The following is a 25,107-nucleotide window of genomic DNA, read 5'->3' as shown; positions in this document are numbered from 1 at the left end:
CAATGAAAGGAGTCATGGCCGTGCTGGCCCTGGCGGTACTGGGTGGATGCGCAAGCTTCTCGCCTGCACCGGCGCCGTCGGACAACTGGACGCGCTGGGTGTGTGACAGCCAGGCGGAAGTGCTTTGGCGTTTTGCCGACAGCAGTCAGCAGCAGGTGGATGTGCGCCTGGGCGGCGGCGACCAGGTTTACCGCCTGAAAGCCGAACCCGGTGCCTCGGGCAGCTTGTACAGCGATGGTGTGCTGGCGTTCCACAGCAAGGGTGAGGAAGGCCTGGTGTACTGGGTCGCCACCAACGATTTGATAGGGCGGGGCTGCAAGGCGCCGTGACTGGCCGGGCCGCCTGATGGCGGCCCACACTACTTGAATAGCAACCGCCACTGCGGCAGGCTTGCACGATTAAAACGACGCTTGTCGGGAGAGAGATACACAATGGCACTCATTAGCATGCGCCAGATGCTGGACCACGCTGCCGAATTCGGCTACGGCGTTCCAGCTTTCAACGTCAACAACCTCGAGCAGATGCGCGCCATCATGGAAGCCGCCGACAAGACCGACTCTCCGGTGATTGTCCAGGCTTCGGCCGGTGCTCGCAAATACGCTGGCGCCCCATTCCTGCGCCACCTGATCCTGGCTGCGATCGAAGAATTTCCGCACATTCCGGTGTGCATGCACCAGGACCACGGCACCAGCCCTGACGTGTGCCAGCGCTCGATCCAGCTGGGCTTCAGCTCGGTCATGATGGACGGCTCGCTCGGCGAAGACGGCAAGACCCCGACCGATTACGAGTACAACGTTCGCGTCACCCAGCAAACCGTCGCCATGGCGCACGCCTGCGGTGTTTCGGTTGAAGGCGAGCTGGGCTGCCTGGGTTCGCTGGAAACCGGTATGGCTGGCGAAGAAGACGGCATCGGCGCCGAAGGCGTTCTGGATCACAGCCAGATGCTGACCGACCCGGAAGAAGCCGCTGACTTCGTCAAGAAAACCCAGGTCGATGCCCTGGCCATCGCCATCGGCACCAGCCACGGCGCCTACAAGTTCACCAAGCCACCTACCGGTGACGTTCTGGCGATCGACCGTATCAAGGAAATCCACAAGCGCATTCCCAACACCCACCTGGTAATGCACGGTTCCTCTTCGGTTCCGCAAGAGTGGCTGGCAATCATCAACCAGTACGGCGGCGACATCAAAGAGACCTACGGCGTGCCGGTTGAAGAAATCGTCGAAGGCATCAAGTACGGCGTGCGCAAAGTCAACATCGACACCGACCTGCGCCTGGCCTCTACCGGTGCCATGCGTCGCCTGATGGCACAGAACCCGAGCGAGTTCGACCCACGCAAGTTCTTCGGCGCCACCGTTACCGCGATGCGTGACGTGTGCATCGCCCGTTACGAAGCCTTCGGCACCGCTGGCAATGCCTCGAAGATCAAGCCGATCTCCCTGGAAGGCATGTTCCAGCGTTACCTGAAGGGCGAGTTGGCTGCCAAGGTCAACTAAGCCCCGGGTAGCCCGAAAGCCCGCAGCAATGCGGGCTTTTTTGTACCTCTCGCGCCATGTACAGGGTAGTTATGGCCCGAGCGGACAGGCCGTTAGTCGGCTAAAGGAACTTTACCGTGGTGATGGCAATCTGATGACTTCAGATTTGTTACGGCCGGGTCTAGAGTTAATTTCGAATTTCACTCGAAGTTTGAAGTCAGTTTTACAAGAGAAGCAGCATGGATTGCGCGCAACCTCCGTCAAACGATGGCAGTTCGGTACTACTGGTCGTCGATGATTATCCCGAGAACCTGATCAGCATGCGTGCCCTGCTGGCTCGTCAGGACTGGCAGGTATTGACTGCAAGTTCCGGTACAGAAGCCCTCAGTGCATTGCTTGAACACGATGTCGACCTGGTCCTGCTGGATGTGCAGATGCCCGGCATGGACGGTTTTGAAGTGGCGCGGCTGATGCGCGGCAGCCAGCGCACCCGCCTGACACCGATCATATTCCTCACGGCCAACGAACAGTCCCAGGCGGCCGTGCTCAAAGGCTACGCCAGCGGCGCAGTGGATTACCTGTTCAAACCTTTCGACCCCCAGATTCTCAAGCCCAAGGTGCAGGCGTTGCTGGAGCAGCAGCGAAACCGGCGATCATTGCAACGCTTGAGTCACGATCTGGAGGCGGCGAGGGCGTTCAACGCCTCGGTCCTTGAGAATGCCGCCGAAGGCATTCTGGTGGTGGCTGAGGATGGCTTGATCCGTTATGCCAACCCGGCGATCTCCAATTTGCTCGATGTAGCCTTCGAGCACCTGCCGGGCACTGGGCTGCTGGATTTCGTGCAATCGCCGGGTGCTGGCGCGTGGCAGGGTTCGCTCTTTCACCAGGCTTACCATGACCGCAGCACCTTGCGTATCCACGATGCCGTCTTGCGTACGGCAGGTGGTCACCCGATACCGGTAGCGCTGTCGTGTGCGCCGCTGCCGGGTGAGCAGCGGGCAATGGTGGTCACCGTGCTGGATATGTCGGTGGTGCGCAATCTGCACCAGCAACTCGAGTACCAGGCGATTACCGACCCGCTGACCGGGCTGCTCAATCGCCGCGGCTTCTACCAGGCCGCAGAAAGTGCGCTGTTGCGCAACGAGCGTGCCGACCGGCCGCAAGCGCTGCTATATCTGGACCTGGACGGGTTCAAGCGCATCAACGACTCGTTGGGGCATGAGGTCGGTGACCGGGTGTTGCATTGGGTCGCCGAGCAGCTCAAGGATTGCCTGGGTTCCTGTGCGATTCTTGCGCGTATGGGCGGCGACGAGTTCACCGCCCTGCTCGACTCGCTGGAGTACCCCGAACAGGCCGCACGCTGCGCTGAAAAGCTGATCGAGCGCATGTCGATCTACCGCGAGATCGACGGCTCGGAGGTTACGCTTGGGGTCAGCATCGGCATCGCCACCTACCCAGAGTGCGGCGCCAGTCTCGACGGCTTGCTGCGCGCTGCGGATGCCGCGATGTATGCTGCCAAACAGTCGGGACGCCAGCAGTACCGGTATTACGACAAGGACCTCAATGGTCGCGCGCGTTCGCGGCTGATGCTTGAAGACAGTGTGCGCGGTGCCATCGAGCACAACGAGTTCCGTCTGGTCTACCAACCGCAAGTGGCGTTGGCTGATGGCCGGCTGCGGGGCTTCGAGGCGTTGTTGCGCTGGAATCACCCCAGTGTCGGTGACGTGCCGCCCGGATTGTTCCTGCCCTTGCTGGAGGAGGCGCGCCTGATCACGCGGCTGGCCAGCTGGATCTACCAAAAGGGGGCGGCGCAGCGGCGGGCCTGGTATGAGCGCTACGATGCCAGCCTGGTGTTGAGCATCAGTTTGAGCCGTGTGCAGTTCGCCATGCCGAACCTGGCGGAAGAGCTGGAACGGGTCATCTTCAATCAGGGCATTGAGCCGGCCCAACTGGAAGTCGAAGTCGCCGAAACATCCTTGCGTTACGACATTGACGATGCCATGAAACAACTGCACCGGTTGCGGGCGTTGGGCGTGCGCATCGCACTGGATGATTTTGGCGCCGGTGACTGTTCGCTGCGCATGATCCGCGATCTTCCGATCGACACCTTGAAGCTCGACCGTCACCTGGTGCAGCGATTACCGGAGTCGAACCTCGATGCCACCTTGGTCCGTTGCGTGATTGCGGCCTGTCGATCCTACGGAATCAGTGTCATTGCCGAAGGCGTCGAAACCCGTCAGCAGGCAGACTGGTTGCAGGCCAATGGTTGCGACTATGTTCAAGGCTTTCTACTGGCCCACCCGCTGACGCCTGGCGATGCCGACGCATTCCCGGGCTTTTTTGACTGGCATCAGGTTTAGTTGGGTACACTGCATCTTTACTTGCCTGCTGCACGACCATGACACCGCTCAAATACCTTCAAGCTTATCCTGCTGCCCTGCAAGACCAGGTCCGGCAATTGATTGCCAGCAATCGCCTGGGCGACTACCTGCAGCAGCGATACCCGCAGCGGCACGGGATTCAGAGTGACAAGGCGCTGTACGGCTACGCGCAGGGCCTCAAGCAGGAGTACCTGCGCAACGCGCCGAACCTGGACAAAGTACTGTTCGATAACCGCCTGGACCTGACCCATCGGGCCCTGGGCTTGCACACCGCCGTTTCACGGGTGCAGGGCGGCAAGCTGAAGGCGAAAAAGGAAATTCGCATTGCCTCGCTGTTCAAGGAGGCCGCACCCGAGTTTTTGAAGATGATCGTCGTGCACGAGTTGGCGCACTTGAAAGAAAGTGACCACAACAAAGCGTTTTACCAGCTCTGCGAACACATGCAGCCGGGCTACCATCAACTGGAGTTCGACTTGCGTGTTTACCTGACGTACCGCGAGCTGCCTGCTATCGGGTGAGCCATAAGGACCTGCCAATGGATGTGAGCAAGACCAAGACCAGCTTTTACCGTCGCCTCTATGTTGCCTGGCTGATCGACAGCCAGACCGCCGCCAGTGTACCGGCCCTGATGGAGGCCACCGGCATGCCGCGGCGCACGGCCCAGGACACCATTGCCGCCTTGGCCGACCTAGACATCGTCTGTGAGTTCGAGCAGCAGGCGGGGGCGCGCAACCATGCCGGGCACTATCGAATTCGCGACTGGGGGGCGATCGACAAGGAGTGGATCATCCAGCATTTGCGCCGTATTCGTGAGGTGCTGGGTTATCCCTGAGGGCCTGACGCCTGCAATGGACTCGCCGCCGTTAGCCGCGGCGCATGCCAATGTGCGGGATATCATCCTCGAGGTATTCCTCGCCCACCACGACAAAGCCGTAGCGCCCGTAGTAGCCCTGCAGGTGCGCCTGTGCAGACAGATAAACCGGCACGCCGGGCCAGTTTTTTTCGGCCACTTCGAGGGCCTTTTCGATCAATGCGTGACCCAGGCCCTGCCCCCGGGCCGACGGCGCGGTGACCACGCGCCCTATCACGACATCGCCACCCTGAGACTCCGGATCAAGCAAGCGTAAATAGGCCTGTAGCTGGTCATCCTGCCATGCCATCAGGTGGCAGGTATCGCCGGCCAGGTCCTGGCCATCAACTTCCTGATAGGCGCATTTTTGCTCGACGACGAAGACTTCGGTGCGCAGTTGCAGAATGGCATAGAGTTGTTCTTTGCCAAGGTCGCTGTGATGTTTGCAGATCCAGTCGATGGACATAGTGGGCTCTCAAGCAGTTGACCCGTCTGATCATGGCAGATGCCAGGCTTCAGGACGAGGGCGTATCGGTCACAAGTAACACCAGGTGTGACATCGCGCAAAATAAAGGCAAATTGATATCATTGAAGCTGCCTTGAGCCTTCATCTTTGTGTAACCTTCGCAAAGGCGCGGATAGCGGAAACTCTCAAGCAGTTGATATCAACGGCGTGCAAACGACACGCCTACTGAAGGATTTGAGCATGCTGGCACTGCTTCGAGTCTTGGCTCTGTTTGGATTGATGTTGGTGCTCGGTACCGCGCAAGCGCAAAAACTGCGCCTGGTGGCTGACAGCTGGCCACCCTTTACCGACGCGAGCATGCCCGGCGGCGGGCTGGCGACGATGATTGTCGCCACTGCCTTGCACCGCGCCGGTTTCGACAGCGAGTTCGAGCAGGTGCCCTGGGCGCGGGCACTGCTGGGCATAGAGGAAGGGCGCTATGACGTCCTGATCAACGCCTGGCGCAATGAGAGTCGAACCCATATCGGGCAGTTCTCGGCGGGCTATCTGAGCAACCGCATCCGCCTGCTCAAGCGCAAGGGCGACCCACTGCGGTTCAAGTCGCTGAGTGACCTGTATCCCTATCCGGTTGCAGTGGTCAGGGACTACGCCTACTCGCCGGCGTTTGATGCCGATGAGCGCTTGCAGAAAATCCCGGTACGCAACTTTTCGGTAGCGGTGCGTATGCTGGCTGCCGGCAGGGTCGGCCTGACGCTGGAAGACGAGTATGTCGCGCGTTACTTCATGCAGCGCGAATCGCGTTCAGTGCGCGAGGCAGTCGAGTTCGTCGACAAGCCCCTGGGTGAAAACACCTTGCATATCCTGGTCAGTCTCAAGAGCCCGCAGCATCAGCAGATCGTCACTGCCTTCAACCAGGCCATCCTCGAGATGAAAGCCGACGGCACCTATGAGCGTTTGCTCAAGCACCATGGCCTTTGATCAGGCCGGCTCTTCCTTGATCAGGTGCGCAGCCAGGGTGCGCAACGGCCCCAGTTGACGGCAAATCAGTGCCAATTGGGTCTGCACCAGGCGCTGGTTCTCTTCAAGTTCTTCCGGCATCTGTTCAAGCGTGTTGGCCAGGGCCTCCTCGGCATCGCTGTGGATAGCCACCGGTGCCTTGCTGGCCAGCCCTTCGGCGATCTCATCCAGGCTGTTGGCCAGGCTGGCCCCGGCGCCATCGATCAGTTGTTCGTGAACATCGGCAGGCAGGGTTGTTTCCCGGTGTGCGCCCAGGCCTGACAGGTAACTGAGCAAGGTGTGCGAGAGCACCAGGAAGCGAAAGCCGACATCCGCCTCCTTTCGAAAATGGCCGGGCTCCATAAGCATGTTTGCCAGCGTCGTCGACAGCGCTGCATCGGCGTTGTGGGCGTTGCGCCGGGCCAGGCGATAGGCCAGGTCATCCTGTTTGCCCTGGGCGTACTGCTGCATGATCTGGCGCAGGTAATTGCTGTTGCAGGTCAGGGTGTTGGCCAGCACCTTGTTCAGGCGCCGCCCCTGCCAGTCGGGCAGGAACAGGAATACTGCCAGAATGGCGATCAGGCTGCCGACCAGGGTATCGAACAGGCGTGGCAGGAACAGCCCGTAACCATCGCCGACCTGATTGAAGCAAAACAGCACCATCAGGGTGATTGCGGCAGTGGCCAGGGTATAGCGGGTGGTTCGGTTGACGAAGAACACCACCCCGGCCGCCACCGCGAACAGCGACTGGATGATCGGGCTTGGAAACAGGTCGAACAGCGCCCAGCCAACGGTGAGGCCGATGCCGGTGCCGATGATCCGCTGCACCAGCTTGCGTCGGGTTGCACCGTAGTTGGGCTGGCACACGAACAGGGTGGTGAGGATGATCCAGTAGCCCTGGGTCGGGTGGATCAGGTGCACCATGCCATAGCCAATGGACAGCGCCAGCGGCAGGCGCAAGGCGTGGCGGAACAGCAGCGAGGTTGGCGTCAATTGCTGGCGCAAGCGGCTCCAGACATCCGCCAGGTTGCGCGGTGAACGGTCGAGCAGGCTGCTGTCGCTGGCGTCGGCCAGGTTGTCGGGGTTACTGGCATCGCTGAGCAGGTGGTCGAGGGTGGCCAGGTTCGCCGCCAGCGCGCGTAGCGAACGTAGCAACCCGCGCCAGGCCGGATTGCTCTGGATGCGCAGGTGCTCCAGCGAGGCGTTGAGGTCTTCCAGGGCCTGGGCGAAACCGGTGTCGTAGATGAACGGCTGGCGCAGCTGGATCGACTCGGACAGCTGTTGGCAGGCCACGCCCTGTTGGCGTAGCAGACGCTGGCAGCGAAACAGTACGTCGCTGTGGAAGAAGGCTTCGGTCAGGGCGTTGTACGGGTAGTGCGAAGAGCTGGCGCGTTCGTGGATGTCCTGGGCGAGGAAGTACAGCTTCAGGTAACGGCTGACCTTCGAGCCCGGCCGGCCGTTGCCGACCCGGTGCAGGATGATTTCCTTTGCCGCATTGAGCGCTGCCACCACGCGCCCGTTTTGCTGGGCGAGCTCCAGCCGCCGGGCTTCCACATCCAGCTGACGGATGGGTTCGAACAAGGTCGCCTTGAGCTTCAGGTAGCGCCCCAGTTCGCGAAACAGCCGCGCCAGGCTTTGCTGCACCGGCTGGTTGGAGAACAGCACCTGCCACAGCACCGAAAGCAGCCCGTACCAGGCGGCACCTGCCACCAGCAGCAAGGGTTCGTGCCAGAAGTCAGTGACCTCGCCACCGCGCTGGTCCACGCCGATCATGGTGTAGACCGAGAGAATCAGGGTGGCCGAAGCAATAGCGCCGTAGCGCTCACCCAGGGCGCCGAGCATGGTCAGGGCGAAACTGGCCAGGGCCAGTGCGACGGCAAAAATGATCGGATAGGGGAACAGCAGTTCCACCGACAGCGCCGCAACGGTAAAGCACACCAGCGTCACCGCCAGGGCGTTCAGGCGGCCTTGCCAGCTGTCATCGGTTTCTGCCAGGGCGCTGGCGATAATGCCGAGGAACAAGGGAATCAGCAGACTCATCTCGTCCTTGTACCAGCACAGCAGCATGCTGCCGGTCAGTGCGATGAGTACGCGGATGGCATAGCTGAATTTGTCCAGGGCCCAGAGACGGCGTAGCGATTGGCTGAACGAGGAGGAAGACATGAGGGTTCGGCAGACCTTGGGCGATGATCGAAATTGAGCCAGTCAGGTGACAGCAGTGTTAATGCCGCCTCTGACCAGCAAAATTTGTTCCTTGATACGCTGATTCTACCGCGAAGGTTAGACGAACTGCGCGGCCGCGTACGCCGAAGCCCAGGCCCACTGGAAGTTGAAGCCACCGAGGTGGCCGCTGACGTCGAGCACTTCGCCGATAAAGTACAGGCCCGGGCTTTTCAGCGACTCCATGGTCTTGGACGACACTTCACGGGTGTCGACCCCGCCCAGGGTCACCTCGGCCGTGCGGTAGCCCTCGGTGCCCGCAGGCACCACCTGCCAGGCCGCCAGCTTGTCGCTGACCTGGGCCAGCTCCGCCGGGGTGTACTGCTTCATCGGCTTGGAGACGAACCAGTGTTCGGCCAGCAGGTTGGCCATTTTCTTGGTGAAGACCTCGGCCAGGAGGGTTTTCAGCTCGCTGTTGGGGCGCTCGGCCTGCTGCTGTTGCAACCAGCCCAGGGCGTCGTGGTCGGGCAGCAGGTTGATTTCGACGGTGTCGCCCGGCTCCCAGAACGATGAAATCTGCAGGATCGCCGGCCCGCTCAGGCCGCGATGGGTAAACAGCAAATTCTCGCGAAAACTGGTGCCGTTGCAGCTGGCGATGCAATCCACGGAGCTGCCGGAAAGCTCGGTGCAGATACCTTTGAGCACCGGTTCGGTGATCGTGAACGGTACCAGGGCGGCGCGGGTGGGCAGCAGGTTGTGGCCAAACTGGCGGGCAACCTGATAACCGAAGCCTGTGGCACCCAGGGTCGGAATCGACAGGCCGCCGGTGGCAATCACCAGCGACTGGCACTGGAACTGGCCGGCACTGGTTTCCAGAAGGTAACCGCCTTCGACTTTTTCGATTTGCTCGATACGGGTGTCCATGCGCAGCTCGACGCTGGCGTTGGCGCACTCGCTGAGGAGCATGTCGAGGATGTCGCTGGACTTGTTATCGCAGAACAGCTGGCCCAGTTTCTTCTCGTGATAGGGCACGGCGTGCTTGCCGACCATCTCGATGAAGTCCCATTGGGTGTAGCGGGCCAGGGCTGATTTGCAGAAGTGCGGGTTCTGCGAGAGGAAGTTGGCAGGCTCGGTGTACATGTTGGTGAAGTTGCAGCGGCCACCGCCCGACATCAGGATTTTCTTGCCCGGCTTGTTGGCATGGTCAAGCAGCAGCACCTGGCGGCCACGGCCGGCGGCAGTCAGGGCACACATCAGGCCGGCGGCGCCTGCGCCAATGATGATCACTTCGGTGGAACGCACTGCAAAATCCTCAAACAACAATGGTAAGCGCCGGCTTGCCGGCGATGAGCCCCCGCACGATCAACAACGCACTCAGACGATGCGTACCCGCAACGATCGGCCCTTGATCTTGCCACTGTTGAGGCGCTGCAACGCCTGCTTGGCAACTGCGCGCTCCACGGCGACGAACGCCTGGAAGTCGAAAATGGCGATCTTGCCGACCTGGGTGCCCGGCAACCCGGCATCACCGGTCAGGGCACCGAGGATATCGCCAGGGCGCAGCTTGTCCTTGCGGCCTGCGGCGATGCACAGGGTACTCATGGTCGGCAGCAGCGGCGCGCCATTCTGGGCCTTGAGGCTGTCCAGCTGTTCCCAGCGCAGGTCGGCCTTTTGCATCTCTTCGATGGCCTTGGCGCGATGGCCTTCGGCCGGTGCGACCAGGCTGACCGCCAGGCCTTTCTCGCCGGCGCGGCCAGTACGGCCGACGCGGTGCACGTGAATCTCGGCATCACGGGCAAGCTCGACGTTGATGACCATGTCCAGGGCATCGATGTCCAGGCCGCGTGCGGCGACGTCAGTGGCCACCAGCACCGAGAGGCTGCGGTTGGCGAACAGGGTCAGGACCTGATCGCGGTCGCGCTGTTCCAGGTCGCCATGCAGGGCCTGGGCGGAAATGCCTTTGGCCTGCAGGTGCTCGACCAGTTCCTGGCATTGCTGCTTGGTGAAGCAGAAGGCTACGCAGGATTGCGGACGGAAGTGCCCGAGCAGTTTGCTCACGGCATCCATGCGCTGATCTGGCGAGATTTCATAAAAGCGCTGTTCGATCTGGCTGTCGGCGTGCAGCGCTTCGACCTTCACGGTTTGCGGGTCGCGCATGAACGCGGCGGCCAGCTGCTTGATACCGGCGGGGTAGGTGGCCGAAAACAGCAGGGTCTGACGGCGTTTCGGGGTCTGCCCGATGATGTCGGCGATGGCGTCGTAGAAACCCATGTCGAGCATGCGGTCGGCTTCATCGAGGATCAGGGTGTTCAGCCCGTCGAGCACCAGCGTGCCCTTGCTCAGGTGCTGCTGCACGCGGCCAGGGGTGCCGACGATGATGTGCGCACCGTGCTCCAGCGAGGCGATCTGCGGGCCGAGGGAAACGCCGCCACACAGGGTCAGGATCTTGATGTTGTCTTCGGCGCGGGCCAGGCGGCGGAGTTCTTTGGCCACCTGGTCAGCCAGTTCGCGCGTCGGGCACAGCACCAGGGCCTGGCAGCCGAAGTAACGCGGGTTGATCGGGTTGAGCAGGCCGATACCAAAGGCGGCGGTCTTGCCGCTACCGGTCTTGGCCTGGGCGATCAGGTCCATGCCCTTGAGGATTACCGGCAGGCTCTGGGCCTGGATCGGGGTCATCTGGGCGTAGCCGAGGGCGTCCAGGTTGGCCAGCATGGCGGCGGACAGCGGCAAGGTGGCAAAGGCGGTGGCAATGGTGGTCACGAGACTGGCCTGCAAAACAAAATGTCGCGCAGTGTACCAGCCTCGTGGCCTTTAGCCCTAAGGCTCGATCTCCGGTTCCAGACGAGGGGCGCGCCTTCCGTCCGTCTTGGACAGCTGGACGAAGATCGCCGCCGCCAGCATGGCCATCAGGCCGATGGTCAGGAAGGTCAGCTGGAAGGCGCCCAGGGTGCTCTCGACGCCTTCGGCACTGCCGGCGGCGCTGAAACCGCCGAGCAGGGCGCCCGCGCAGGCAACTCCGAGGCTCAGCGACAGCTGCGCCACCACCGACAGCAGGCTGTTGCCGCTGCTGGCGCTGGCATCGTCGAGGTCGATCAGGGTGACGGTGTTCATCGCTGTGAACTGCATGGAGTTGACCGCGCCGAGCAGGCCCAGCTGGAACAGCAGCAAGGCGTAGGGCGTGTGTTCATCAACCAGCCCCAGGCTGGCCAGCAGTGCACCGAGCAACAGGGTGTTGCCAGTGAGGATCGTCCGGTAGCCGAAGCGCTCGATCAGCGGCCGGGCGATGGATTTAGCCACCATGGCTGCAGCTGCCAGGGGAATCATGCTCATGCCTGCCTGGGCGGGCGAGTAGCCCAAGGCTACCTGAAGCAACAGCGGCACCAGAAACGGTAACGCGCCGCTGCCCAGGCGCGCAAACAGGTTGCCGAGGATGCCGACCGAGAATGTCCGGGTGCGAAACAGCTTGGGCGAGAACAGCGGGTTGTCGACGCTACCGGCGCGCACCCAGTAGGCGGCCAGGCACGCCATACCGGCGAATAGCAGCAACATGACCCGCAGGTGCGGCAGGTGCAGCTCGCCCAATCCCTCCATGGCGATGGTGATCAGCACCATCGCCGCGCCGAACAGCACGAAGCCAATGCCGTCGAAACGCGTGCGCTCGCTGCCGCGAAGGTCGGGGATAAAGCGCCACACCGCGTAGCAGCCGAGCACGCCGACCGGCAGGTTGAGCAGGAAAATCCAGTGCCAGCTGAAGATTTCCACCAGCCAGCCGCCCATCGTCGGGCCCAGCAGTGGGCCAAGCAGGCCGGGGATGGTGATGAAGCTCATGATCCGCACCAGCTCCGAGCGCGGGTAGGCGCGCAGCACCACCAGGCGACCGACTGGCAGCATCAGTGCGCCGCCCAGGCCCTGGATGATCCGCGCGCCGACCAGCATGCCGAGGCTGTTGGCCAGGGCGCAGAGCAGCGAGCCGAGGCTGAACAGCAAGATGGCGCCGAAGAAGATCCGCTTGGTGCCGAAGCGGTCGGCAATCCAGCCCGAGGCCGGGATCAACAGCGCCACGGTGAGCATGTAGGCAATGATCACCGACTGCATGCGCAACGGGTCTTCGGCCAGGTCCTTGGCCATAGCCGGCAGGGCAGTGTTGAGAATCGTGCCGTCGAGTGACTGCATGAAAAAAGCGATGGCCACCACCCATGGGATCCAGCGGGCGGTGACAGGGTCCAGCGGGGCGTGGGTGGGCATGGTGTATTCGAAAGTCCTTTTGGGCCCCATTGCCGGCCATGCCGGCAATGGGGGACATCACAATGTCAAAGTCAGGCGCTTGACCAGTGCTCCAGGCAAATGGCTTGAACTGGTCTGTCGCTGGCCGTAGGTGCTGGTCGACAGGATCAGCTCGCGCTCTGCGGTCAATGCCTCCAGCTGGGAACCCAACAAACTGTAGACGCTGTCATCGAAACGCATGGTGCTGACGGGCGCCTGAATCTGACCGCCTTCTACCCAGAACGTGGCGAAGCGGGTCAGGCCGGTCATGCGCGCTGCGGGCAGGTCGGAAAAGTTCAGGTACCAGAGGTTGCTGATATACAGGCCGGTGCCCAGCCGCTCGAGGATGCTTTGCTGAGCGAGCTCGCCAGCGGCCATGCTCAATGCGCACGGCGACTCGTGACCGTCGGCGCCGTTGGCGGCCAAGGCAAACTCTGCCGCGCTGCGGGCGCAGACCAGGCGATCCAGCCCGCGCCCTTGTTCGATCAGGCGCAGGTCGTGGCGCACCGTGCCTTCATCGGAAAACGCCGGGCTGAGCGAGCCGCTGATCTGCTCGCCGATGCTGACCATGGAGCTCAGCCGGGCATCATCGGCAAACAAACGCTGCAAGGGGCTGCTTTTGGTCGCCAGGGCCTGAGCCGAAAACCCGCCCCAGCAGAGCATCCCCATGATCTCATCCATGGCCGCAGGTGCCAGGTAGGCGCGGTATTCGCCGGGAAAGAGGGTTTTGAGCGGGCGGCCGAGGTATTCCAGTTGCTCACGGGCCTGGCGCAGGCGCAGGGCGAAGGCATCGCTGTCCCAGGCCTGGCCGGCATAGTTGGCTTTGACCGCCTGGCCATTGCGGTGAAACAGGCTCCAGTCAAAGTTGAAGCTGTTGGCCTGGTGCCAGCCGAAGGCGCCGAGCGAGTTGGCAAAGCCACGGTAGATGGGGCCGGCGGCATAGATGCCGACCAGGTCCAGTTCGGCGGCGCCCTGCTTGATTTGCGCCAGTACCTGGTCGGTTTCCGGCAGCGCCTGCTCCTGCACGCTGTGGCTGTGCCAGGCCTCGTCGTTGAGTTGCAGGTACGGGTCGGCGGCCAGCAACGGCAAGGTCTGGCGCAGTTGTTCGATGGCCTGGACCAGGCGCTGCTGGTCAACCTCGGGGTCGTGGCAGAGGGTGAACTGCAGCTCGGCCTGGCGGCCGTCGTTGACCAGCTTGAGGGTGCAGCTGGCCTGCTGCACCTCGCCGGCCTGGCGCACCTTGGCGTGATTGAAACGAATGAACTGCGAATGCTCGGCGCTGTAGCCGAGGGTGTAGTGTTCCGGGGCGCGCACCTGATCCTGCAGGTAGGCCGCCAGGCGCTGGAAACTGTGCAGTGGGGTGGCGGTCATCAGGCGTCTCCTCCGAATACGTCGATCTGGCTGAAGACACAGGCGGGCGAAGCGTGACCGACCCGCACCACTTGATTGGGTTCGCCCTTGCCGCAGTTCGGTGTGCCGAGGACTTCGAAGGTACTGGCGTCGCCAACGGCACTGAGGTTGCCCCAGAACTGCGCGGAGATACCGCGGTAGTTGGGGTTCTTGACCACGCCCTTGAGTTCGCCGTTTTCGATCAGTTGCCCCCATTCACAGCCGAACTGGAATTTATTGCGCGCATCGTCAATGGACCAGGAACGGTTGGTGCTCATCAGGATGCCGTGCTCGATGCCGCCAATCAGTTGGTCGAGGCGCTGTTCGCCAGGCTCGATGTTGAGGTTGGCCATGCGGTCGATCGGGGCGCGGTTCCAGCCACAGGCGCGGCTGTTGGCAACGCCGTCGAGCCCTGAGCGGAACTGCGACAGCGCACCACCCAGCGGGCGCAGCAGTACGCCGTCACGGATCAGGAACTGTTTACTGGCCGGGGTGCCGTCGTCGTCATGGCTGTAACTGGCCAGCTCTTCGCCCAGGGTCGGGTCGAAGGTCACGTTAAGCAGCTTCGAGCCGTATTGCAGGGTGCCGAAGTCACTGGCGTTGACGAAGCTGGTGCCGGCGTAATTGCGTTCATCGCCGAGGATGCGGTCCATTTCCAGCGGGTGACCGATGGATTCATGAATCTGCAGCATCATCTGGTCAGGCATCAGCAGCAGGTCGCGCACACCACTCGGCGTATTGGGTGCCAATAGCAATTGCAACGCCTGGTCGGCCACCTTGGCGCCGGCATTCACCAGGCCGCAGCGTACGATCACGTCCTCACCGCCCTGCTGGCCGAAGTTGTCGCGCCCCAGGCTGCGGGTCTGGCTGTCCTGGCCGTCGAAGGCGGTGACGCTGAAACCCGGGTAGACGAAACGTTGCGCCTGACGGAGTTCGGCGCCAGCGCTGTTCAGGTAGATCTGCTCGAGGTTGCTGACGCCAAGGCTTGCCTGCCAGTTCACCAGGCGGCTGTCGTCAGGCACGCTGGCGGACTCGCGGGCGAGCAGGTCAAAGCAGTCGGCCAGGGACGGGAAGGGCTGTTCAAGGTTGGGTGAGCAGTAGTCCCGGCGCTCGCTGGCCACCGCTTGATCGCTGAGGTTGAGCAAGGCCAGTGCGCCAATCTGCCGGGCGAGCGCTTCGGCGTGCGCCAAGGCCTGCTGCAAGCCGGCCTGGGACAGATCGGCGGTGGCTGCATAGGCTTCCACGCCCTTGACCCGGACCGTCAGCATTGCCCCTTCGTCGCGGCTGAAAAACGGTGGCTCGGCGATGTTCTTGCGCACCGACAGGTACTGCTGGGACTGCTGCACATAGCGCAGGGAAAAAAATTCGGCATCGCTGCGCAAGGCGGCAAAGCGCTGGCGCAGCAATGCGGTGATCTCGAACATGCAGGAACCTCCGTGATACGGCGGTTCCCCCTCAGAACCACTCGTCGCGCATGCTCAGGCAGGTGTCGTCGCGGGCCTCAAGCAATGCCAGCTCATTATGGCAGCCCGGCACTTCCCAGGTCAGGAAATAACGCGCGGCCTGTAGCTTGCCCTGGTAGAACGCCTGGTCTGCCGAATTGCCCCGGGCCAAACCCTGTTCGGCACGGATCGCCTGTTCCAGCCAGCGCCAGCCAATCACGCAATGCCCAAAGGCCTTGAGGTACAGTGCCGAGTTGGCCAGAGCGAGGTTGACCTTGCCCTGGGCCAGGTCGCCGAGCAGGCCCAGGGTCACGTTCTGCAAACGAACCAGCAGCTGCTCCAGCGGGGCGCGCAGGGCATCGAGGCCGGCGTACGGGCGCGCTTGTTCGCAGGTACCGGCGATCAAACGCACCAGTTGCTTGAGCCCGGCACCGTTGTTCTGCGCCAGTTTGCGCCCGAGCAGGTCCAGTGACTGGATACCATGGGTGCCTTCGTGGATCGGGTTCAGGCGATTGTCGCGATAGTACTGCTCGACCGGGTACTCGCGGGTGTAGCCGTGACCGCCGAGAATCTGGATAGCCAGCTCGTTGGCCTTGAGGCAGAACTCAGACGGCCAGGATTTGACGATCGGCGTCAGCAGATCGAGCAGTTCATGGGCCTGTTGGCGTTGGGTGTCGGTTTCGCCGGTCTGGGTGTCATCGAACAGCCGCGCCGCATACAGGCCCAGGTCGAAGGCTCCTTCGACATAGGCTTTCTGGGTCAGCAGCATGCGCTTCACATCGGTGTGGCTGATGATCGGCACGGCGGCGGTGGCCGGGTCTTTGTTGTCCGCCAGGCGGCCTTGCGGTCGCTGGCGGGCGTACTCCAGCGAGTACAGGTAACCGGAATAGCCGAGCATCACCGCGCCCATGCCAACGCCGATCCGCGCCTCGTTCATCATCTGGAACATACAGGCCAGGCCCTGGTGCGGCTTGCCCACCAGATAGCCGACGCAGGCGTCGTTGTCGCCAAAGTTCAGCGCTGTGGAGGTGGTGCCACGCCAGCCCATCTTGTGGAACAACCCGGCCAACAGCACATCGTTGCGCGGGCCCAGGCTGCCATCGGCATTGACCAGGAACTTGGGAACGATAAACAGCGAAATTCCCTTCACGCCCGGGGGCGCATCCGGCAGCTTGGCCAGCACCATGTGCACGATGTTTTCCGACAGCGGGTGGTCGCCGCCGGAGATGAAGATCTTGTTGCCGCGCAGCCGGTAACTGCCGTCGTCTGCGGGTTCGGCGCGGGTGCGGATGTCTGCCAGCGACGAGCCGGCATGCGGCTCGGTCAGGGCCATGGTGCCGAAAAAGCGCCCATCGATCATTGGCTGCAGGAACAGGCGTTTCTGCTCGTCGCTGCCGAAGCTCTCGATCAGGTTGGCGGCGCCCATGGTCAGAAACGGGTAGGCAGTGGTGCCGGCGTTGGCCGCCTGGAAGTGCGCGAAGCAGGCTTGTGAGAGCAGCGTTGGCAACTGCATGCCACCGGCTTCGAAGTCGCGGGCGGCATTGAGAAAGCCCGCCTCCAGAAAGGCATCAACTGCCGGCTTCACTTCGGGGATCAGCACCGCTTCACCGTTCTCAAAACGCGGCTCTTGCTCATCGCCCTTGCGGTTGTGCGGGGCGAAGTATTTCTCGGCGATGGTCCGGGCTGTGGTCAGCGCGGCATCGAAGGTTTCACGCGTGTGGTCGGCAAAGCGTGGGCGCTGAGTAAGGGCCTCGGCATCGAGTACTTCGTAGAGTTCGAAGGCCAGGTTGCGGGCGCTGAGCAGGGTCTCGGACATGACGGCATTCCTTGAACGGGATGCGGCGAGTCTAGGGGCGAGTGATGGAGGAGGCCACCATGATTGATTGAGGTGATAGCGCGTGACAGCGTTCGCCACCCCAAATGATTTCCTACAAAAAAATGAAGATTTTGCCTATTCCTTGTAGTTCATTTCCCAAACATACTCCCAGCCTCTCCAAGCCATTGCGCTGATCTGGGCTGCGTCCTAGTCTCGGGCGGTCGTTGCACTTTCAACGACCGGCTTTGACAGGCCGTCCAGAAAATTCTCATGGCTCTGCCTATATGGCGGTTGTGTATGGGGCACTTCGCGTGCGCCGGGTTTTTTGGATTTTTCTACCGGTCTGTCAACCCATGCACAGCTGCCACCCTTTGTTTGACAGCAGATGGTGGTGGCCCTTCTCGAGAAAAATACCGATGCTGAAGATCGTTCCAGATCCACCCCACAATCACCACTCCCTTGAAGACACCATCATCCAGGCCACTGAGTACGCCCTGTGCGCACAAACCGTGGTTCATCAGGCGATGTTGCTGCAGCCCAGGTCGCCGGCTGCGATCCTGATGACGGCATCGATGCATGAGATCGAATCGCTTCGTGTGCTGCTCGAATCGGCGCTGATTCAGGTGCAAATGTCAGCGGAGCCGCAGGCGCGGCATTAAGGCTGGTAGATGTGTGTTGTCTGGTCAGGCCATTCACAGGGCGTGTGGGAGCGGGTTTACCCGCGAAGAGGCCAGACCAGGCACCGAAGATTCAGGGAGGTTGAACAATGAGCACAGACGACGCCAAAACCTGCACCACCGTGGGCAAGACCCTGTTTGTTCAGGGGCAAGGCCAGCCGCTGTTCTGCATCGCCCCCGGCATTCCTTGCCACTACGCCCGGGAGCGCGCCGCGGAACTGATGGGCTGCGTGCGAGACATGACCCTGGCCGGCGCGATAGACGGTGACCCGCAACTGATCTGGGCCTCTCACTACTTGAGCGCACTGGCCAAAGCATTGCTCGATGATGTCGAGCTGGCGATGAAACACTGACGTTACGTTGGGGCTGAAAAGAAAAAGGAGAGCCTGAGCTCTCCTTCTTCTTCAACAACCGTCAGCTATCAGCCGATAGTCATCAAGCTCGCGTTACCCCCCGCCGCAGCGGTGTTGACGCTCAACGCACGTTCGATCACCAGACGCTCCAGGGCAATCGAGGTGTCGCCCGAAGACAGGCCGTGTACGCCGACAATCGCACCGGCACGCTTGGCAACCTGCTCGCACACTGCACGTAGCTGATCGGAATGACCGTGGTGCAGGACGGCGTCAAACACCACGTCGTCCTTGGTCCAGTCGCCGACCAGCTTGATGCGTGTCTGTACGTCTTTCGGCAGGCGGCTACGCAGGGTCTTGGTCAGTTCGCCTTCCGGCCACACTGCCGAGCTACCCACAGCCAGCACCGCGGCCAGTTGGGTCAACAGGTCGGCTTCGACCTCAGCCAGGCACAGCACGTGCTCGCGAGGCAGGATGGTGTAGCTGTTACGCTCGCCGGTCGGGCCAGCCAGCAGGCGGCTGATACCGCTTTGCGACTGCTTGGCGAATTGCTCGCACAGGCTGTCCAGGTCGTTCAGCTTGTTGCTTGCAGCCCAGGCTTTGAACGCTTGCAGCGGCTTGGTCAGCTCGTCGCGCAGACGGGTGTCCGGGGTCGTGGCGCCGTCGGTACGCTGGAACGATTGCTCGATGGCGTCGGCCGGACGGGTCGACAGCAGGCGGTACAGGTACAGCGGGCCACCGGCTTTCGGGCCGGTACCGGACAGGCCTTCCCCGCCGAACGGCTGGACGCCGACCACGGCGCCGACGATGTTGCGGTTGACGTAGACGTTACCGGCGTTGACGTTGTCGATGACCTTGGCGATGGTTTCGTCGATCCGGGTGTGTACACCCAGGGTCAGGCCGTAACCGGAGGCGTTGATCTGCTCGATCAGCTGGTCGAGGTTCTTGCGGTTGTAGCGCACCACGTGCAGTACCGGGCCGAAGATCTCGCGCTGCAGTTCGTCGAAGCTTTCCAGTTCGATCAGGGTCGGCATCACGAAGGTGCCGCGCTTGATCTCCTCACCGTCGGCGATAGCCACCTGGTACACGCTGCGACCTTTGTCGCGCATGCCCTGGATGTGCTTGTCGATACCGGCTTTGGCTTCGGCGTCGATCACCGGACCGATGTCCACGGACAGGCGCTCAGGGTTGCCCAGACGGCTTTCGGCCATGGCGCCCTTGAGCATTTCGATAACGCGGTCAGCCGAGTCTTCCTGCAGGCACAGCACGCGCAGTGCCGAGCAACGCTGACCGGCGCTGTCAAAGGCCGAGGACACCACGTCAATGACGACCTGTTCGGTGAGTGCCGAGGAGTCGACGATCATCGCGTTCTGGCCGCCGGTTTCGGCGATCAACGGGATCGGGCGACCCTGGGCATCCAGGCGACCGGCGATGTTGCGTTGCAGCAGGCGGGCGACTTCGGTGGAGCCGGTGAACATCACGCCTTTGACCCGATCGTCGCCGACCAGGCGGGCGCCGACGGTTTCGCCGCGGCCAGGCAGCAGTTGCACTACACCGGCAGGGATGCCGGCTTCGAGCAGCAGGCGCACGGCTTGGGCGGCGACCAGCGGGGTTTGTTCAGCCGGCTTGGCCAGCACCGGGTTACCGGCGGCAAGCGCGGCGGCAACCTGGCCGCTGAAGATTGCCAGCGGGAAGTTCCACGGGCTGATGCACACCACAGGGCCCAGCGGGCGGTGGGCATCGTTGCTGAAGTCGTTGCGTGCCTGTACCGCGTAGTAACGCAGGAAGTCGACGGCTTCGCGCACTTCGGCGATGGCGTTGGCAAAGGTCTTGCCGGCTTCGCGGGCCAGCAGGCCCATCAGCGGCTGGATCTCGGCTTCCATCAGGTCGGCGGCGCGCTCCAGGATCGCAGCACGTTCGGCGGGCGGCGTGGCCTGCCAGATCGGTGCGGCGTTAAGCGCACACTGAATGGCGTTGTCGACGTCGGTAACGGTAGCTTCCTGTACATGACCGACCACGTCGCGGTGATCAGCAGGGTTCAAGACTGCAACCGCGGCTTCATTGCTGGCGGCGCAGCCCAGCATCGGTGCGGCTTTCCAGTCGTTGTGTGCAGTGGCCAGCAAGGCGCAGGACAGCGACGCCAGGCGATGTTCGTTGGCCATGTCGATGCCCGCAGAGTTGGCGCGTTCGGTACCGTACAGGTCGCGTGGCAGCGGGATGCGTGGGTGCGGCAGGCCAGCACTGCCTTCCTGGGTAGCCATCTGCTCGATGGTGGCGACCGGGTCGGCGACCAGTTCCTGGATCGAGATCGACTGATCGGCAATACGGTTGACGAACGAGGTGTTCGCACCGTTTTCCAGCAGGCGACGCACCAGGTAGGCCAGCAGGGTTTCGTGGGTGCCAACCGGCGCGTACACACGGCACGGGCGGTTCAGTTTGCCATCAGCCACTTTACCTACAACCTGTTCGTACAGAGGTTCGCCCATGCCGTGCAGGCACTGGAACTCGTACTGACCCGGGTAATAGTTCTGGCCGGCGATATGGTAGATGGCCGACAGGGTGTGGGCGTTGTGGGTGGCGAACTGCGGGTAGATGACTTCCGGAACCGACAGCAGCTTGCGGGCGCAGGCGATGTAGGAGACGTCGGTGTACACCTTGCGGGTGTAGACCGGGTAGCCTTCCAGGCCGTCGACCTGGGCGCGCTTGATCTCGCTGTCCCAGTAGGCGCCCTTCACCAGGCGAATCATCAGGCGATGGCGGCTGCGGCGTGCCAGGTCAATGACGTAGTCGATCACGTACGGGCAGCGCTTCTGGTAGGCCTGGATCACGAAGCCGATACCGTTCCAGCCGGTCAGCTGCGGCTCGAAGCACAGGCGCTCGAGCAGGTCCAGCGACAGCTCCAGGCGGTCAGCTTCTTCGGCGTCGATGTTCAGGCCGATATCGTATTGCTTGGCCAGCAGGGTCAGCGACAGCAGGCGCGGGTACAACTCGTCCATCACGCGCTCGTACTGGGCGCGGCTGTAGCGCGGGTGCAGGGCCGAGAGCTTGATCGAGATGCCCGGGCCTTCATAGATGCCGCGGCCGTGGGAGGCTTTGCCGATCGAGTGGATCGCCTGCTCGTAGGACGCCAGGTACTTCTGCGCGTCGTGCTCGGTCAGTGCGGCTTCACCGAGCATGTCGTAGGAATAGCGGAAGCCCTTGGCTTCGAACTTGCTGGCGTTGGCGAGGGCCTCGGCGATGGTTTCGCCGGTCACGAACTGCTCGCCCATCAGGCGCATGGCCATGTCGACGCCCTTGCGGATCATCGGCTCGCCGCTCTTGCCGATGATGCGGCTCAGCGAAGAGGTCAGGCCGGACTCGTTGTGGGTCGAGACCAGTTTGCCGGTCAGCAACAGGCCCCAGGTCGCGGCGTTGACGAACAGCGACGGGCTGTTGCCCAGGTGCGGTTGCCAGTTGCCGGTGCTGATCTTGTCGCGGATCAGGGCGTCGCGGGTGCCTTTGTCAGGAATGCGCAGCAGGGCTTCGGCCAGGCACATAAGTGCCACGCCTTCCTGCGACGACAGGGAAAATTCCTGCAGCAGGCCCTGAACGATGCCGGCACGGCCACCGGCGCTCTTCTGGTTACGCAGTTTTTCGGCGATGCCGGCGGCCAGTTTGTTGGTGGCCTCGGCCATGGCGGCAGGCAGGCGTGCCTGTTCCAGCAGCATCGGTACCACTTCCGGCTCAGGGCGGCGGTAGGCGGCAGTGATTGCCGAGCGCAGCACCGATTGCGGCAGGATGCTTTCGGCAAACTCAAGGAAGCACTGGTGGGCGTGGTCATGCGCGACCTCACCGGCTTCGTCTCCGTTAATGCTGGCGTGACCATTGAGTTCGGTCAGCGTGGCGCCACCCTCGAGCTTTTCCAGGTAATTGAAGATTGCCTGTTTGATCAACCAGTGCGGCGTGCGGTCAATGGACTGCGCAGCTGCTTTGAGTCGCTCACGGGTCGGGTCGTCAAGTTTGACCCCAAGGGTGGTCGTCGCCATTTTTTATCCTCATTATTGCCACAGGCTGTGGCTTAAGCTGGCGCCAAGATTAGCTGCGCGCGAATTCGGGTGCAACCTAGTGCAACCCAATTTCTGTAGGAATAATGCGCAGTTCGTCCGGTAAGAAAATTCCCACATTAAAAATGCATGATTCTGGTGCGATTTACCTTATTCATTGAAGGATATTGCGCTGAAGGAGCGCAAAAGCGGCCAAAACGGATGGATTTCCGACGAGGTGCAACTGTATTGCAAAAACAGGTTGCACCCACTTTGCGTTGTTGCATAGCATTCGCTGCCTGGGTGCAACCTCTTCGAGGCTGTCACTACATAAAAACAAACGCCAGGGCGCAACAATGAGTTTTAGCAACCCAATCACGATCACTTTTGTGATCTACATCGCAGCAATGGTGATGATCGGCTTTATGGCCTATCGCTCCACCAATAACCTCTCCGACTACATTCTCGGTGGTCGCAGCCTCGGCAGCGTGGTGACCGCGCTTTCAGCTGGCGCCTCGGACATGAGCGGCTGGTTGCTGATGGGCCTGCCGGGTGCCATCTACATGTCGGGCCTGTCGGAAGCCTGGATTGCCATCGGCCTGACGGTCGGTGCCTACCTGAACTGGTTGTTCGTTGCCGGCCGTCTGCGTGTGCAGACCGAGCACAACGGCGATGCGCTAACCCTGCCGGATTACTTCGCCAGTCGCTTCGAAGACAACAGCGGCCTGCTGCGGATCATCTCTGCCATTGTGATCCTGGTGTTCTTCACCATCTACTGCGCTTCCGGCATCGTTGCTGGCGCTCGCCTGTTCGAGAGCACCTTCGGCATGTCCTATGAGACCGCGCTGTGGGCCGGTGCTGCCGCTACTATCGCCTACACCTTCGTTGGTGGCTTCCTGGCGGTAAGCTGGACCGATACCGTCCAGGCGACGCTGATGATTTTCGCTCTGATCCTTACTCCGGTGATCGTGCTGATCGCCACTGGCGGCGTCGATACCACTTTCCTGGCCATCGAAGCCCAGGGCGCTGGCAACTTTGACATGTTTAAGGGTGCAACCTTCATCGGCATCATCTCGCTGATGGGCTGGGGCTTGGGCTACTTTGGCCAACCGCACATCCTGGCGCGTTTCATGGCAGCCGATTCGGTTAAATCCATTGCCAATGCCCGTCGCATCTCCATGACCTGGATGATTCTGTGTCTGGCTGGTACCTGTGCTGTCGGCTTCTTCGGCATCGCCTACTTCTCGGCGCATCCGGATGTTGCCGGTCCGGTAACCGAGAACCACGAACGTGTGTTCATCGAGCTGGCCAAGATTCTGTTCAACCCATGGATCGCCGGTGTGTTGCTGTCGGCCATTCTGGCGGCGGTCATGAGCACCCTGAGCTGCCAGCTGCTGGTGTGCTCGAGCGCCCTGACTGAAGACTTCTATAAGACCTTCCTGCGCAAAAACGCTTCCCAGGTCGAGCTGGTCTGGGTCGGTCGTCTGATGGTGCTGGCTGTTGCGCTGATCGCCATCGCCCTGGCTGCCAATCCTGAAAACCGCGTGCTGGGCCTGGTGGCTTACGCCTGGGCAGGCTTCGGTGCTGCGTTCGGCCCTGTGGTACTGATTTCGGTACTGTGGAAAGGCATGACCCGCAATGGCGCGCTGGCCGGCATCATCGTCGGTGCCGTCACCGTGATCCTGTGGAAGAAATTCGACACCATGGGCCTGTACGAAATCATTCCGGGCTTCATTCTGGCCAGCCTGGCAATTTTCGTCTTCAGCAAGCTCGGCAGCCCGAGCAAGGCAATGGTTGCGCGTTTCGAAACTGCAGATGCGGCGTACCACGCCGGCAAGTAATCGCGGTCAGATTGCTGCCTGACAACGGCCCGGCCTCGCAAGAGTCCGGGCCGTTGTCGTTTTCAGCGGCTGCGCCTGACGCCGCCCCCGTGACAAGGTAAACTGCCGGGTCTTGCAGGAGTTGCCATGAACTATCGTCACGCCTTTCACGCCGGCAACCACGCCGACGTCTTCAAACACCTTGTGTTGACTCGTCTTATTGCGCTGATGTCGCGCAAGGAGCAACCGTTCGCCTATCTCGATACCCATGCGGGCCTCGGTCTCTATGACTTGCAGGGTGATCAGGCGACGCGGACCGGTGAGTACCTGGAAGGCATTGCCCGCCTGTGGGGGCGTGACGATCTGCCGGAAATTACCGCCGACTACCTGCGCATCCTGCGCAAGATGAATCCCGACGGCGAGCTGCGCTACTACCCGGGCTCGCCTGAGCTGGCCCGGCGCCTGGCGCGCCAGCAAGACCGCGTGTTGCTCAACGAGAAGCATCCTGAGGACGGACGCATGCTCAAGGACAACATGAAAAAGGACCCGCGCGTCGCCGTGCACCTGGGTGAAGGCTGGCATGTGCCACGCGCGCTGCTGCCGGTACAGGAAAAGCGCGCGGTGATGCTGATCGACCCGCCTTTCGAGCAGGCTGACGAGCTCAAGCGCTGCACGGTGGCCCTGAAAGAGGCAATCAGTCGCATGCGCCAGACGGTCGTAGCGATCTGGTACCCGATCAAAGACCAGCGCCAGCTGGTGCGCTTCTACCAGGACCTGACCAGCACTGGTGCGCCAAAGTTGCTGCGCGTCGAGCTGTACGTACATCCCCAGGACAGCCCGCAGGGTCTCAATGGCTCCGGCCTGGCAATCGCCAACCCGCCATGGGGGCTGGAGGAAGAGCTGCGTGCGCTGCTGCCATGGCTGTCCCAGGTGCTGGCGCAGACTCACGGCAGCTGGCGGATGGACTGGCTGATCGCCGAGTAGGTGGGACGCGCCTACA

The 25,107-nt window shown here is 62.1% G+C and carries 19 protein-coding genes; 10 read left to right on the top strand and 9 right to left on the bottom strand.

Features of this window, described 5'->3' with window-relative positions; translation table 11 throughout:
• Positions 1-2 precede the first annotated feature (2 nt).
• From DM813_RS01140 to DM813_RS01120, 5 genes are all read left to right on the top strand, one after another.
• Positions 3-329, top strand: coding sequence for an MliC family protein (locus DM813_RS01140; protein WP_128321611.1), 327 nt, complete (start codon positions 3-5; stop codon positions 327-329).
• Between the two features lie 102 nt (positions 330-431).
• A complete protein-coding gene (gene fba / locus DM813_RS01135) occupies positions 432-1,496 on the top strand; it encodes a class II fructose-bisphosphate aldolase (protein WP_128321610.1) in 1,065 nt (354 codons plus the stop codon).
• Positions 1,497-1,714: 218 nt separating this feature from the next.
• Positions 1,715-3,835: a putative bifunctional diguanylate cyclase/phosphodiesterase gene (locus DM813_RS01130; RefSeq protein WP_128321609.1), complete on the top strand. Its 2,121-nt coding sequence runs from the start codon at positions 1,715-1,717 to the stop codon at positions 3,833-3,835.
• Between the two features lie 38 nt (positions 3,836-3,873).
• Positions 3,874-4,374, top strand: coding sequence for a M48 metallopeptidase family protein (locus DM813_RS01125; protein WP_128321608.1), 501 nt, complete (start codon positions 3,874-3,876; stop codon positions 4,372-4,374).
• A gap of 17 nt (positions 4,375-4,391) precedes the next feature.
• Positions 4,392-4,688: a winged helix-turn-helix domain-containing protein gene (locus DM813_RS01120; RefSeq protein WP_128321607.1), complete on the top strand. Its 297-nt coding sequence runs from the start codon at positions 4,392-4,394 to the stop codon at positions 4,686-4,688.
• A gap of 31 nt (positions 4,689-4,719) precedes the next feature.
• Here the strand turns inward: DM813_RS01120 and DM813_RS01115 are convergent, their stop codons facing one another.
• Positions 4,720-5,172 carry a GNAT family N-acetyltransferase gene (locus DM813_RS01115; protein WP_128321606.1) on the bottom strand — a complete coding sequence of 151 codons (453 nt, stop codon included), beginning with the start codon at positions 5,170-5,172 and terminating at the stop codon, positions 4,720-4,722.
• A gap of 240 nt (positions 5,173-5,412) precedes the next feature.
• On the opposite strand from DM813_RS01115, the gene DM813_RS01110 reads away from it, so the two are divergent.
• A complete protein-coding gene (locus DM813_RS01110; RefSeq protein ID WP_128321605.1) occupies positions 5,413-6,150 on the top strand; it encodes a substrate-binding periplasmic protein in 738 nt (245 codons plus the stop codon).
• On the opposite strand, the gene yccS is transcribed toward DM813_RS01110, so the two are convergent.
• The 7 genes from yccS to DM813_RS01075 form a co-directional block, all read right to left on the bottom strand.
• Positions 6,151-8,331 carry a YccS family putative transporter gene (yccS, locus tag DM813_RS01105; protein ID WP_128321604.1) on the bottom strand — a complete coding sequence of 727 codons (2,181 nt, stop codon included), beginning with the start codon at positions 8,329-8,331 and terminating at the stop codon, positions 6,151-6,153. It abuts the gene before it with no gap.
• Positions 8,332-8,448: 117 nt separating this feature from the next.
• Complete coding sequence (locus tag DM813_RS01100; RefSeq protein ID WP_128321603.1) at positions 8,449-9,630, bottom strand: NAD(P)/FAD-dependent oxidoreductase; 1,182 nt, start codon at positions 9,628-9,630, stop codon at positions 8,449-8,451.
• 72 nt (positions 9,631-9,702) lie between these two features.
• Positions 9,703-11,040, bottom strand: coding sequence for an ATP-dependent RNA helicase DbpA (gene dbpA, locus DM813_RS01095; protein WP_232239934.1), 1,338 nt, complete (start codon positions 11,038-11,040; stop codon positions 9,703-9,705).
• A gap of 105 nt (positions 11,041-11,145) precedes the next feature.
• A complete protein-coding gene (gene mdtD / locus DM813_RS01090) occupies positions 11,146-12,573 on the bottom strand; it encodes a multidrug transporter subunit MdtD (RefSeq protein WP_128321601.1) in 1,428 nt (475 codons plus the stop codon).
• Between the two features lie 57 nt (positions 12,574-12,630).
• On the bottom strand, positions 12,631-13,962 hold the full coding sequence (locus DM813_RS01085; RefSeq protein ID WP_128321600.1) for a TldD/PmbA family protein: 1,332 nt from the start codon (positions 13,960-13,962) through the stop codon (positions 12,631-12,633).
• Complete coding sequence (locus DM813_RS01080; protein WP_128321599.1) at positions 13,962-15,404, bottom strand: TldD/PmbA family protein; 1,443 nt, start codon at positions 15,402-15,404, stop codon at positions 13,962-13,964. Before DM813_RS01080 ends, DM813_RS01085 begins: the two co-directional genes overlap by 1 nt.
• Before the next feature lie 31 nt (positions 15,405-15,435).
• The gene (locus tag DM813_RS01075) at positions 15,436-17,238 is read right to left on the bottom strand and encodes an acyl-CoA dehydrogenase (RefSeq protein WP_128321598.1); all 1,803 of its coding nucleotides are present in this window, start codon (positions 17,236-17,238) and stop codon (positions 15,436-15,438) included.
• A 416-nt stretch (positions 17,239-17,654) separates the two neighbouring features.
• Between DM813_RS01075 and DM813_RS01070 the strand changes: the two genes are divergently transcribed.
• Both DM813_RS01070 and DM813_RS01065 read left to right on the top strand, forming a co-directional pair.
• Positions 17,655-17,897 (top strand): hypothetical protein, encoded by a 243-nt coding sequence (locus DM813_RS01070; protein ID WP_128321597.1) that lies wholly within the window; start codon positions 17,655-17,657, stop codon positions 17,895-17,897.
• A gap of 107 nt (positions 17,898-18,004) precedes the next feature.
• Positions 18,005-18,268: a DUF3077 domain-containing protein gene (locus tag DM813_RS01065; RefSeq protein WP_128321596.1), complete on the top strand. Its 264-nt coding sequence runs from the start codon at positions 18,005-18,007 to the stop codon at positions 18,266-18,268.
• Positions 18,269-18,336: 68 nt separating this feature from the next.
• On the opposite strand, the gene putA is transcribed toward DM813_RS01065, so the two are convergent.
• Positions 18,337-22,290, bottom strand: coding sequence for a trifunctional transcriptional regulator/proline dehydrogenase/L-glutamate gamma-semialdehyde dehydrogenase (gene putA, locus DM813_RS01060; protein WP_128321595.1), 3,954 nt, complete (start codon positions 22,288-22,290; stop codon positions 18,337-18,339).
• A gap of 353 nt (positions 22,291-22,643) precedes the next feature.
• On the opposite strand from putA, the gene putP reads away from it, so the two are divergent.
• Together putP and DM813_RS01050 are read left to right on the top strand one after the other, a co-directional pair.
• The gene (putP, locus tag DM813_RS01055) at positions 22,644-24,128 is read left to right on the top strand and encodes a sodium/proline symporter PutP (RefSeq protein ID WP_128321594.1); all 1,485 of its coding nucleotides are present in this window, start codon (positions 22,644-22,646) and stop codon (positions 24,126-24,128) included.
• A 126-nt stretch (positions 24,129-24,254) separates the two neighbouring features.
• Positions 24,255-25,091, top strand: coding sequence for a 23S rRNA (adenine(2030)-N(6))-methyltransferase RlmJ (locus DM813_RS01050; protein ID WP_128321593.1), 837 nt, complete (start codon positions 24,255-24,257; stop codon positions 25,089-25,091).
• Positions 25,092-25,107 lie beyond the last annotated feature (16 nt).

It is taken from the genome of Pseudomonas alkylphenolica (genome assembly GCF_004025535.1).
Taxonomy (GTDB): Bacteria; Pseudomonadota; Gammaproteobacteria; order Pseudomonadales; family Pseudomonadaceae; genus Aquipseudomonas; species Aquipseudomonas alkylphenolica_A.
Note: the sequence above shows the minus strand (reverse complement) of the source record. Positions and strands in the feature narration are given on the sequence as shown.

Coding starts and splice junctions, on each gene's coding strand:
- DM813_RS01140 (WP_128321611.1), top strand. CDS start 3: ATGAAAGGAGTCATGGCCGTGCTGGCCCTGGCGGTACTGGGTGGATGC.
- fba (WP_128321610.1), top strand. CDS start 432: ATGGCACTCATTAGCATGCGCCAGATGCTGGACCACGCTGCCGAATTC.
- DM813_RS01130 (WP_128321609.1), top strand. CDS start 1,715: ATGGATTGCGCGCAACCTCCGTCAAACGATGGCAGTTCGGTACTACTG.
- DM813_RS01125 (WP_128321608.1), top strand. CDS start 3,874: ATGACACCGCTCAAATACCTTCAAGCTTATCCTGCTGCCCTGCAAGAC.
- DM813_RS01120 (WP_128321607.1), top strand. CDS start 4,392: ATGGATGTGAGCAAGACCAAGACCAGCTTTTACCGTCGCCTCTATGTT.
- DM813_RS01115 (WP_128321606.1), bottom strand. CDS start 5,172: ATGTCCATCGACTGGATCTGCAAACATCACAGCGACCTTGGCAAAGAA.
- DM813_RS01110 (WP_128321605.1), top strand. CDS start 5,413: ATGCTGGCACTGCTTCGAGTCTTGGCTCTGTTTGGATTGATGTTGGTG.
- yccS (WP_128321604.1), bottom strand. CDS start 8,331: ATGTCTTCCTCCTCGTTCAGCCAATCGCTACGCCGTCTCTGGGCCCTG.
- dbpA (WP_232239934.1), bottom strand. CDS start 11,040: ATGCTGGCCAACCTGGACGCCCTCGGCTACGCCCAGATGACCCCGATC.
- mdtD (WP_128321601.1), bottom strand. CDS start 12,573: ATGCCCACCCACGCCCCGCTGGACCCTGTCACCGCCCGCTGGATCCCA.
- DM813_RS01085 (WP_128321600.1), bottom strand. CDS start 13,962: ATGACCGCCACCCCACTGCACAGTTTCCAGCGCCTGGCGGCCTACCTG.
- DM813_RS01080 (WP_128321599.1), bottom strand. CDS start 15,404: ATGTTCGAGATCACCGCATTGCTGCGCCAGCGCTTTGCCGCCTTGCGC.
- DM813_RS01075 (WP_128321598.1), bottom strand. CDS start 17,238: ATGTCCGAGACCCTGCTCAGCGCCCGCAACCTGGCCTTCGAACTCTAC.
- DM813_RS01070 (WP_128321597.1), top strand. CDS start 17,655: ATGCTGAAGATCGTTCCAGATCCACCCCACAATCACCACTCCCTTGAA.
- DM813_RS01065 (WP_128321596.1), top strand. CDS start 18,005: ATGAGCACAGACGACGCCAAAACCTGCACCACCGTGGGCAAGACCCTG.
- putA (WP_128321595.1), bottom strand. CDS start 22,290: ATGGCGACGACCACCCTTGGGGTCAAACTTGACGACCCGACCCGTGAG.
- putP (WP_128321594.1), top strand. CDS start 22,644: ATGAGTTTTAGCAACCCAATCACGATCACTTTTGTGATCTACATCGCA.
- DM813_RS01050 (WP_128321593.1), top strand. CDS start 24,255: ATGAACTATCGTCACGCCTTTCACGCCGGCAACCACGCCGACGTCTTC.